General features: G+C 68.7%; 7 protein-coding genes. 6 read left to right on the top strand and 1 reads right to left on the bottom strand.

The annotated features are described in order from the left end of the window. Positions 1 to 8 precede the first annotated feature (8 nt). Together sphsw_RS02765 and sphsw_RS02760 are read left to right on the top strand one after the other, a co-directional pair. Positions 9 to 884 carry an ROK family protein gene (locus tag sphsw_RS02765; protein WP_042466409.1) on the top strand — a complete coding sequence of 292 codons (876 nt, stop codon included), beginning with the start codon at positions 9 to 11 and terminating at the stop codon, positions 882 to 884. Then, entirely contained in the window at positions 881 to 2,197 is a 1,317-nt protein-coding gene (locus tag sphsw_RS02760; RefSeq protein ID WP_031439269.1) for an MFS transporter, read from the top strand. The genes sphsw_RS02765 and sphsw_RS02760 overlap by 4 nt, the downstream gene beginning before the upstream one ends. Before the next feature lie 15 nt (positions 2,198 to 2,212). Here the strand turns inward: sphsw_RS02760 and sphsw_RS02755 are convergent, their stop codons facing one another. Further along, positions 2,213 to 3,286, bottom strand: a complete 1,074-nt coding sequence (locus tag sphsw_RS02755) for an ROK family protein (RefSeq protein ID WP_235188265.1) — start codon at positions 3,284 to 3,286, stop codon at positions 2,213 to 2,215. Between the two features lie 161 nt (positions 3,287 to 3,447). Here sphsw_RS02755 and sphsw_RS02750 point away from each other — a divergent pair, with 161 nt between their 5' ends. The 4 genes from sphsw_RS02750 (at position 3,448) to sphsw_RS02735 (ending at position 10,829) form a co-directional block, all read left to right on the top strand. Next, positions 3,448 to 5,991 carry a TonB-dependent receptor gene (locus tag sphsw_RS02750; RefSeq protein ID WP_031439267.1) on the top strand — a complete coding sequence of 848 codons (2,544 nt, stop codon included), beginning with the start codon at positions 3,448 to 3,450 and terminating at the stop codon, positions 5,989 to 5,991. Further along, positions 5,988 to 7,217, top strand: coding sequence for a YdcF family protein (locus sphsw_RS02745; protein WP_200874005.1), 1,230 nt, complete (start codon positions 5,988 to 5,990; stop codon positions 7,215 to 7,217). Before sphsw_RS02750 ends, sphsw_RS02745 begins: the two co-directional genes overlap by 4 nt. Positions 7,218 to 7,315: 98 nt before the next feature. Then, the gene (locus sphsw_RS02740) at positions 7,316 to 9,502 is read left to right on the top strand and encodes a glycoside hydrolase domain-containing protein (protein ID WP_235188264.1); all 2,187 of its coding nucleotides are present in this window, start codon (positions 7,316 to 7,318) and stop codon (positions 9,500 to 9,502) included. Beyond that, positions 9,480 to 10,829: an MFS transporter gene (locus sphsw_RS02735; protein ID WP_160172593.1), complete on the top strand. Its 1,350-nt coding sequence runs from the start codon at positions 9,480 to 9,482 to the stop codon at positions 10,827 to 10,829. The genes sphsw_RS02740 and sphsw_RS02735 overlap by 23 nt, the downstream gene beginning before the upstream one ends. Positions 10,830 to 11,126 lie beyond the last annotated feature (297 nt).

Below are 11,126 nucleotides of genomic sequence, written 5' to 3'. Positions count from 1 at the left end.
CCCCGCCTCTGTTCGGCTGCATCGAGGCGGGGGGCACCAAGTTCGTGCTCGGCGTCGCGCGTGATCCCGACACCGTCCTCCGGACCGCACGCATCCCCACCACGACGCCCGACGAGACACTCGGCGCCGCGCTCGAATTCTTCACCGCGGCGCAAGCCGAATGGGGCGCGGTCGACGCGCTCGGCATCGCCTCGTTCGGCCCCGTCGATCTCGACCGCTCGTCGCCCGGCTGGGGCCGGATCGTCGACACGCCCAAGCCGGGCTGGAGCGGCACCGACCTGGTCGGCCCGTTCGCGCGCGCGCTCGACTGCCCGGTCGGGTTCGACACCGACGTCAACGGCGCGATCCTCGCCGAGAGCCTGTGGGGCGCCGCCACCGGCGCCGACATCGCGGTGTACGTCACCGTCGGCACCGGCATCGGCGGCGGTGCGCTGGTCGAGGAACGCCCGGTGCATGGCAGCCGCCACCCGGAAATGGGCCATATCCTCCCCCGCCGGCATCCCGACGACCGCGACTTCGCCGGCACCTGCCCGTTCCACGGCGACTGCCTCGAGGGACTGGCGAGCGGACCTGCGATCGCCGCGCGCTGGGGTGCGTCACTGTCGGAGCTCGGCCCCGATCATCCCGCGCATGACATCGTCGCCTATTATCTCGCCCAGCTGGTCGTCGCGCAGCAGGCACTGCTGTCGCCGCGGCGGATCGTGCTCGGCGGCGGCGTGCTGGGAACCCCCGGGCTGCTCGACCGGGTTCGCGATCACGCCGCGCGGATGGCGAACGGCTATTTCGGCACCCCCGATTATGCGACCCTCATCGTCGCGCCGGGACTTGGCGACCGCGCCGGGCTGCTCGGCGCGCTGGCACTCGCACAAAGGGCGCGTCGATGACTAAACCCCGTCTGTCGCTGATCCGCCTCATCGAGATGAATCTCGGCTTTCTCGGGCTGCAATTCTCGTTCGGCCTGCAACAGGCCAACATGGCGCCGATCTACGGCTATCTCGGCGCGGACGAGGCGAGCCTGCCGCTGCTCTGGCTCGCAGGGCCGGTGACCGGGTTGCTGATCCAGCCGCTGATCGGCGCGATGAGCGACCGCACCTCGACCCGGATCGGGCGGCGGACCCCCTATTTCCTCGTCGGCGCGGTCCTGTGCAGCCTGTGCCTGCTCGCCATGCCGTACAGCCCGACCTTGTGGGTCGCGGCCAGCCTGTTGTGGGTGCTCGACGCCGCCAACAACGTGACGATGGAGCCCTATCGCGCCTATGTCGGCGACCGGCTGCCCGATGATCAGCGCGCCGCAGGGTTCCTGACCCAGTCGGCGTTCACCGGCCTCGCGCAGACCTTGTCCTATCTCGCGCCGTCGCTGCTCGTCTGGATCGGCTTCAACAAGGATGCGGTCGACGGCAACGGCATCCCCGACATCACGCGGATCGCCTTCCTGATTGGCGCGGTGCTGTCGCTCGCGACGATCCTCTGGTCGGTGCTGCGCGTACCCGAGCTACCCTTGCCCGAGGAGGAAAAGGCGCGGCTGGCGAAGGAACCGCTCACGCTCGGCGGCACGCTGCGCGACTTGAAGACCGCGCTGGTCGAGATGCCCCGGCCGATGCGCCAGCTCGCGCTGGCGATGCTGTGCCAATGGTATGCGATGTTCGCCTATTGGCAGTTCATCACCTTCGCGGTCGCACGCTCGCTGCACGGCACGTCGGATGCGAAGAGCGTCGCGTTCCGCGACACCGTGCTGACGGTCGGCCAGCTCGGCGCCTTCTACAATGCGGTTGCGTTCGTCGCGGCGATTGCGCTGGTGCCCGTCGCCCGCCGCTTCGGCGCGAAGACGGCGCATGCCGGCTGCCTGCTCGCATCGGGCGTCGCGATGCTGGCGATCCCCGGCATCCGCGACGAGGCGGGGCTGTTCGTCGCGATGCTCGGCATCGGCATCGGCTGGGCGAGCATGATGGGCAATCCGTACGTCATGCTGATCGACATGATCCCGCCCGAGCGCAACGGCGTCTATATGGGCATCTTCAACATGTTCATCGTCATCCCGATGATCATCGAGAGCCTGACCGTCCCGCTCTTCTACCAGTTGCTGCTCGGCGGCGACCCGCGCAACATCCTGTATGTGTCGGGCGCACTGATGGTGCTCGGCGCGGCCGCGACGCTGCGGGTCCGGATGCCCGCGACGGCGACGCGATCGGCGTCGTAACGGCGGGGCCGGGCGTCAGCCGACCGCGGTCGCGTGGATCGGCATCAGCGCCGCGCCGATCGTTGCGGCCGCACCCTGCAGCGTCGATACCGAGATGCGCGGCGGGACGCTGCAATGGTCGCCGATGTGCATCGCGCCGAAGTCGATGTGGCGGACCAGCGCGTCGAGGATCGGCGTCGGCAACGGGCTCGAGATCACGAACTCCCCCGGATCGATCCAGGCGATCCCCCAGTTGATGATCGGCCCGATCTGCCCCGCGGCCCGGCGCACCCACGCGTCGACGACCGGCTCATAGCCCTTGATCACCCGGTCGAAGTCCACCAGCGAGTCGATCGCACAGCCCGCCTCGCGCAATGTCGACAACAGGTCGAGCGTCGAGGGGCGCGGCGCGCTGGTCGGGTAAAGGCAGCCGATCTCCCCCGCGCTGGCCATCGCCCCGCGCAGGATGCGCCCCTCGACGATGATCCCCGCGCCGATCCCGTGCCCGAGCAGGATGACGACGGCGGTCGAACAGCGCCGCATCAGTCCCCCGACATAATATTCGGCGAGCGCTGCCGCGTTCGCGTCGTTCTCGATCCACACCGGATGGCCGATATGCTCCTCGAACAGCGCCTTCAGGTCGATCCCGCGCCACGCCGCCAGGCTGTCGACCGTCCAGCGCCGCGTTCCCTCGATCGACAAGGCCGCCCCCGGTACGCCGATCCCGACGCCGAGCAGCCGCCGGCCGAGCAGCCGGTTCGCGATCGCCATCTCGTGCATCGCGGTCGTCACCCGCTGCGCGAACACGCGCGGATCGGGATCGTCGAACGGCGCGGACCGGTGCGCGATCACGCCGCCCGCATAATCGACCAGCGCCACCTCGAGCAGCCCGCGGTGGAGCATCGCCCCGACCCCGTATCCCGCCTCGGGTGAGATCTGCAGCGGGACCGCGGGGCGGCCAGGCGCGACCGGGGCCGCCCCCGGGCATTCCTCGATCAGCCCGTGCGCGAGCAGCGTCGCCGACAGCCGCGTGATCTTGGTCGCGCTCATCCCCAGATCGGCAGCGAGATCCTTGCGCGACCGTGCCCCCCAGGACCGCAGGATCTGCATCACGCGCCGCTCGTCGTCATCCAGCCTCAACCGCGCCATCGCCATCCGCCCACGTCCCTTCGCGGCACCGGATAGCCGATTAGTTTATTTCGTGAAATTAATTAATTTTGTCATATTCCCCGACCAACGGCTGACATATCAATCGGGTGGGAGAAAAAATCATGACAAAACACGGCTTGCGTTCGGGATGTGCGCTGATCGCGCTGGGGATTGCGGCACAGACGCCGGCCTGGGCGCAGACGGCATCTTCAGCTCCTACGACCGCGACCGCTGCCGACCAGGCCAGCGACCCCGCCCAGGCCGACCCCGCCCAAACCGACCCCGTCGCCGGTACCGACATCATCGTCACCGGCTCCGCGCGCGAACAGCGTCGCTTCGACGTCTCCTATGCGGTCAATTCGCTCAGCAACGCCGACATCCAGAAGCTCGCGCCGCTCAACTTCGCCGATCTGCTCGGCAAGCTGCCGGGGTTCGCCGTCGAGAATACCGGCGGCGAGGTCCAGAACATCATCCGGCTGCGCGGCCTGCCCAGCGACGGCGGCCTCGTCACCTTCCAGCAGGACGGCCTCCCGCTGTTCCACGAGAATGACGGCAACTTCTTCCGCGGCGACAGCCTCAACCGCTTCGACCTGATGACGCAGCGCGTCGAGGTCGTCCGCGGCGGCCCCGCCCCGGTCTATGCGAGCTATGCCGCCGCGATCGTCAACAACATCACCGTCTCAGGCACCGACACGGTGCGCGGCAAGGCACAGCTCACGCTCGGCGACACCGGCCTTTACCGGATCGACGGCTATCAGGCCGGGCCGATCGACGATTCGACCTACTACGCGATCGGCGGCTTCCTCCGCCGCCACGACGGCTATCGCGACAACGGCTTCCCCAACGACCGCGGTGGCCAGGTCCGCGCGAACATCAAGCATGACTTCTCGAACGGGTCGCTGCGGGTGTCGGGCAATTACCTGAACGACCACAACGTCTTCTACCTGCCGATCCCGACCGCCGACCCGCGCGATCCGTCGAAGACGCTCAACCAGTATATCGACTTCTTCAGCGGCACGATGAATTCGCCCGCGCTACGCAACGCGACGATCCGCTACCGCGAGGCCGACGGCACGACGCGCAACGTCGGCGCCGATCTCGGCAATGGCCGCCATACGCAGTTCGGCAATGTCGGCGTTCAGTATGACGCCGATTATGACGGCTGGAAGGTCGCCGCCAAGGGCGGGGTCAGCATCGGCAAGCTCCACTTCAACGCGCTCTATTCGACCAGCAACCCGTCCGACGCCACCGCCTTTGCAGGCAGCTACCTGACCGCCGCGCGCACCGCCTTCGGCGCGGGCGTCACCCGACTCGGCTATGCGATCGCCGGCACCGACGGCGCCGAGGTCTATGACCCCAATGCGGCTTCCGGCCTGGTCGTCCCCGCGCAGTTCCGCGACGTCACGTCGAAATTCTACTCGACCCAGGGCGATCTCAGCGTCACCCGATCGATCGCGACCGGCTTCGGCACGCACGACCTGCGCGTCGGCGTCTATGGCAGCCTGTACGGTGAAACCAACGAGGTCGCCTATCAGGACTATCTGCTCGAGGTCCGCGGCAAGCCGCGCACGCTCGACCTGATCGCCTATAACGCCGCCGGCCAGGCGCTCGGTTCGGTGACCGACAATGGCGTGCTACGCTACACGACCACGCTCAACCGCGGGAATACCGACGCGTCGATGTACGCCTTCTACGCCAACGACACCTGGGAACTGACGCCGGGGCTGAAGATCGACGGCGGCATCCGTCACGAACGCTACAGCTTCGACGGCTATGCCTTTGCGACGACCTCGGCCAATCTCGGCGACCCGACGACGCTCGCCGACAATGCCGTGCGCGCCTTCACCGGCCAGATCATCCGCTCCTCGCTCGCGCCCGACATCACCAACTGGACCGCGGGCATCAACTACGACGTCACCCGGCATCTCGGCGCCTATGCGCGCGCCTCGCATCTCGAAACCCCGCCCTCGACCCAGGTCACCTATCAGATCAACCCGACGATCCTGACGCCCAAGGCCAACCAGTATGAGGTCGGGCTGAAGGCGGCGTTCGGCCGATCCTATCTCTATGTCATCGGCTTCTACACGCGCTACGACCCGCTCAACGCCTCGTTCGTTGCGCTCGACCCGGTCACCGGCCGCAACGACCAGTCGGTGCCGTTCGTCGGCAAGGCGGACATCAAGGGGATCGAGATCGACGGCAATCTCGCGCTGCCCTACGGCTTTGCGATCACCGGCGCGGTCACGGTCAGCGATCCCAAGTACAAGAGCCTCGTCAACGCGAACGGCGCCAGCGCAGGCGATGTCGAGGGCAACCAGCTCGTCCGCGAGCCCAAGGTCTATGGCAATATCCGCCCCTCGGTCGATTTCGACATCGCGGGGAATGCAGTCCAGCTCTATGGTCGCTACGAATATGTCGGGAAACGCTATGTCGATTTCTTCAACAACACCGCGCTGCCCGCCTATGGGACGGTCGGCGCGGGGATCACGCTGACGCGTGACACGTGGCAGATGCAGGTCGTCGGCGACAACATTTTCAATGCCAAGGGCCTGACCGAGGGCAATACGCGCACCGACCAGCTCAGCGGCCAAGGCACCGCGGACGCGATCTACGGCCGTCCGATCTTCGGCCGCAACGTCCGCCTCGTGGTCAGCAAGTCCTGGTGACCGGCCTGCGGATGATCCTCGCGGTGGCACTGGCGGGCAGCGCATCGGTACCGCTCGGCGCGCAGGTTCCGGCACAGGCGGCAACCGGGCAGATCGGGGCAGTCGGGCAATCCCCCGACGCCCCGATCGACGCGCTTTCGCAGCGCCTGTTTCCCCGGCTCGGCGCGTTACGCGCGACGCCGGGCTGGGCGCAGGCGCTCGACCGCGACCCGGCGATGCGCACGCTGCAAGCTGCGCGCACGGCGCGGCGCGCGTCATGTGGCACCACAGCCGCCTGCACGATCGAGGCGGCGATCTGGACGATCGAAGATCGCGCCGCGCTCGTCGCGATCCTCGACCGGCTCGCGGGCAAGCGCGGGCTGCCGACGCTCGCGGCGAACGCGGATCTCGCGCCGGTCGCGGCGATCGATGCCGAGCTCGACGGGCTGAACGCGGTGCTGCGCGTCTACGGGCTCGGCCATCCGTCACGCTATCCCGCGATCGACGGCCCCGTCTTCACCCCCGCGGTCCCGTATTTCGCCGATGACGTCGCAGTCGGCATCGAGTTCGCCCGCGCCGCCTCGGGCGCCGAACCCGACACGCTCGACGGCAGCGTCGCGCTCGCGCTCGCGCTGCTCGATGGCAACGACGCGACCGCGGCGACGCTGTTCGAACCGCTCGACGACCGCGAGAATGCCGGCGCCCGCGCCGCGGCCGCCCGCACCGACTGGACCGCCTTCCGCTATACCGCGCTGATCGTCCCCGGCGTCGGGCCGGAGGACGGCGCCACACGGCTCAGCCCGCGCAGCAAGCTCCACGCGCTGCTCGCCGCGCAACGCTATCGCCAGGGGCTCGCCCCGTTCATCCTCGTCTCGGGCAGCGCGGTCCACCCGCGCGGCACGCGCTTCGTCGAAGCCGTCGAGATCCGCCGCGCGCTGATCGAGCGCTACGCGATCCCCGCCGATCGCATCATCCTCGAACCCTATGCGCGGCACACGACGACCAATCTGCGCAACGCCACGCGGCGGATGGCCGCGCTCGGCATCCCGCTCGACCGGCCGACGCTGATCGTCACCGACGCGCAGCAGAGCGCCTATATCGAAAGCCCGACCTTCACCACGCGCAACATCGCCGAGCTCGGCTACATGCCCGGCATGATCGGCCAGCGGCTGTCCGTCTACGACCTCGAATTCCGCCCATCACGCCAGTCGCTCCGCCAGGATCCCCGCGATCCGCTCGACCCATGACCAGTGTCTTTCAGCGGTCAGACCCCGCAAACACAAACACCCCAACCCCAACCCCAACCCCAACCCCAACCCCCACCCCGGCGAAGGCCGGGGCCCAGTTGGGGAACGACACTGATCGGGGACAACGCACGTGCCTCCCCGCCATCCCGACCCCACTCCAACCGCGACGGTCACGCCGCATCCTCGCCAATCCGCTCCTCCTCATCCTGCTCCTGACCCCCGCCGCCGCCGTCTCCGCCCAGGACACCCCCGCCGATCTCGTCGACCCCTTCGTCGGGACACTCGCCGATTTCGGCCAGCTCACCCCCGCCGCGGTCGCGCCGTTCGGCATGGTCCAGCTCGGCCCCGACACCAGCCCCGCCAACCACGCCGGCTATGATCACGCGGCCACCACGTTGCTCGGCTTCTCGCACACGCGCGGCGTCGGCGTCGGCTGCGGCGGTGCGGGCGGCGACCTGATGATCGCGCTACGCTACGCCGGCAGCGATGCAGTCCCTGCGCGGATCGACAAGCCCAGCGAACGCGCGCGCGCCGGCACCTACAGCGTCCGCTACGACGGCGGCATCCTTGCCGAGACGACCGCGACGCGCGGCGGTGGCGTGCTGCGCTTCACCGTGCCGCGGGCGGGCACACTCGACCTGCGGATCGACCCGCGACGCAGCTACGCCAAACGGCTCTCGGCCAACTGGGCGCGCCTCGACAGCGACGACCTGCGTGCCGATCTCGTCGCGGGCACCGTCTGTGACCAGGGCGCCTATCGCCTCCACACCGCCAGCCGGATCCGGATCAATGGTCGCCTCGTGCATCGCCGGCTGAGTGTCGGCGCTGGTGATCTGGCGACGCTCCGCCTCGTCGCCCGCGCGGGCGACCGGATCGAGATCCGCACCGGCCTGTCGAGCGTCGACGGCGGCGGCGCGGCGCTGACCCGCGACACCGAACTCGGCGACCGGCCGTTCGCGACCATCGCCGCAGCGACCCGGTCCGACTGGAACCGCGTGCTCGGGCGGGTCGTGCCGACCGGTCCGCGCGACCGCCGCGCGCTGTTCTACACCTCGCTCTACCGCGTCATGCAGACCCCGGTCGCGATCGACGATCCGGACGGCCGTCACCGCGACAAGACCGGCCGCATCGCGGTCTCGCCCAAGGGCCGGACACGCTATGCCAGCTGGTCGCTCTGGGACAATTACCGCACGCAGATGCCGCTGCTGGCGCTGATCCAGCCCGACCGCAGCGCCGACATCGCCGCCTCGCTGGTCGCGCTCTATGCCGGCGGCAAGCCGCAATGGTCGACCCGCAACGAACCCTTCCTGACGGTGCGCACCGAACATGCCGGGATCGCGCTGCTCGATATGCATCGCAAGGGGATCGCGTTCGACACGGACGCGGCGCTCGCCGGGATGGTCGCGGACAGCGCCACGCTCAAGCGCGGCACCCCCGACGAACAGATTGAGGCCGCCTATGACGACTGGGCGACCGCCGAACTCGCACGCGATCTCGGCCGCACCGATCTCGCCGCGCGCTTCACCGCCAAGGCGCTGTCCTACCGCCCAATGTGGCGATCGGTGTTCCAGTCGCCCGGCGCGGACGGCGACGTCGTCAAAGCGCGCGGGCTCTATCAGGGCACGCTGTGGCAATATCGCTGGGCGCCGGTCTTCGATCTCGGCTGGATCACCCAGACGGTCGGGCGCGCGCGGCTGCTGGGCGAACTCCAGACCTTCTTCGGGCAGGGCCTGTTCAACATGACGAACGAGCCCGACATCCACGTCCCCTGGATGTTCGCCGCGCTGGGCGAGCCCTGGCCGACCGCGGATCTCGTCCGGACCATCCTGACCCGGCCGATCGCGCATCCCTATACCAACAGCGGCAAGCTGGCGGTGCCGTTCGTCGGGCCCAGCTTCGCGCTGGCGCCTCAGGGATTTGCCGACGGGATGGACGATGACGCGGGCGGCATGACCGCCTGGTACGTCTTCGCGACGCTCGGGCTCTATCCGCTCGTGCCGGGAGAGCCATGGTACGTCCCGACGACGCCCGCGTTCGAACGGGTCCGTCTCGATCTCGGCAAGGGGCGCGTGCTCCTGATCCGCCGCGACGGCCCAGCGGACGGCGTGGTGCAACGGGTGACCCTGGAAGGACGCGCGCTGTCCACGACGCGGATCGACCATGCCGATCTGATGCGCGGCGGTACGCTGGTCGTCACCACACAGACGCCGCCCACGCAAAATGTCCCGCAACTGCAAGACAGCCGCGCTAGGGTCGCGGTCGATGGCATGCTCCACCCCCGATAACGCTGCCGCCGCGCCGCCTGCCACGGCGCGGATGCTCGGCTATGCGAGCGGCAATTTCGGCAAGAACCTGCTCGCGTCGACGATGGACGTCTTCCTGATGTTCACGCTGACCGAATATTGGGGGATATCGCCGCTCGCCGCCGGGCTGATCGTGATGCTCGGGCTGGTCTGGGACGGGCTGTGCAACCCGCTGCTCGGCCGCCTGCTCGACCGCGCCACCGACCGCGCGGGGCTCTACCGCCGCCTCCTCGTCATCGCCGCCCCTGTCGTCACCATCCCCTTCACCATCCTCTTCCTCCTCCCCACCCCCCAGCCCGCCTTCATAATTCCCTGGGCGATCAGCCTCGTACTAGTTTTCCGCACCGCCTATGCGACCTGCGATGTCGCGCATAATGCGCTGATGATGCGGATGACCGGACCGCGTGGTGCCGCGACGACGCTGTCGGCCTTGCGGTACATGTTCAGCTGCCTCGGCGCGCTGGCGGTCGCCGGGTCCGCCCCCGCCTTTGTCGACCCCGGGCTTGCAGGCGGTCATCGCCTTATCGTCACCACGGCCTGTGCCGCCCTCGCCTATGTCGCGACTTTGTGGCTGGCCGCCGCATCGGGGCCCGCCGCCGCCCCAGCGCCGCCGCGAACCCCATCCATCCCGCAAACGCCGCTCCGGGTCTGGATCCTCGGCAATCGTCCGTTCTGCACGCTGCTGGTGTTCGGTTTCGCACAGGCGCTGACGCTGCCGGTCTTTGCGCGATCCTTCGCCTATATCGGCAAGGGGGTGATCCACGACCCAGACTGGACCGCGCGGGCGCTCACGACGCTCGCGCTGTCGCAACTCGTCATGCTGCCGGTCTGGGTCGGAGCGAGCCGGCGTGCCAGCCAGCATGGCATGCTGGCGGTCGCGCTGATCCTCGTCGCGGTCGGATCGGCGGTGTTCGCGACGGGACCGCGCGGCATGATGGCGGGGATCGCGCTGTTCGGTGCGGGCAATGCCGGCGTGCAGATGATGATCTGGGCGTTGCTCGCCGACGCGATCGATCACGGCGAGCGCCGGACCGGGGTCCGGCTCGAGGCGGTGCCGGTCGCATTGCTGCTCCTCACGCTGAAGCTGGGTGGCGGGATCGGCGGTGCGCTGTTCGGTCAGGGCCTCGCCCTGGCCGGCTGGACCGGCACCGCCCCGCTCGGCGAGACCGGCGGCGGACAACTGCTGGCCATGGCGTGGGCGATGCCGGTGGCGGGGGCGGTCATCGGCATCGCGATCTTGTGTTGCAGATCCGCACCGGTGCGGGACGTTCCATCATCCTTGCAGCGGGCAGCCTGCCCAAGAGCGTGAGCAGATCCCGCGCCGGATAGCGGCCAGCCGCGTTGTCGTACATCGCCCGGCACGTCGCGATATCGAACCATGCTGCGCATTTCGCGGTCGCTATTTCCGGCGAATCCCCGCGCTCTCCGACGCCTTTCCGGGGCCGCTCCTTACAGTTGCTGAAACAAAGTGTTGGACGACAGATACTGTGAAGAATAATAGACAGTGTACAGCCTGGCATGCGGACCCGGCGCTTGGTCGAGAGGAGCAGGATTATGAAATCAGCATCCACGATTCGGTTTGGACATCTGGCACTTTGCGTCGCGC

Source organism: Sphingomonas sp. FUKUSWIS1 (assembly GCF_000733135.1).
GTDB lineage: Bacteria > Pseudomonadota > Alphaproteobacteria > Sphingomonadales > Sphingomonadaceae > Sphingomonas > Sphingomonas aerolata.
The sequence above is the reverse complement of the archived record's forward strand: the minus strand, read 5'-3'. Positions and strand labels throughout refer to the sequence as shown.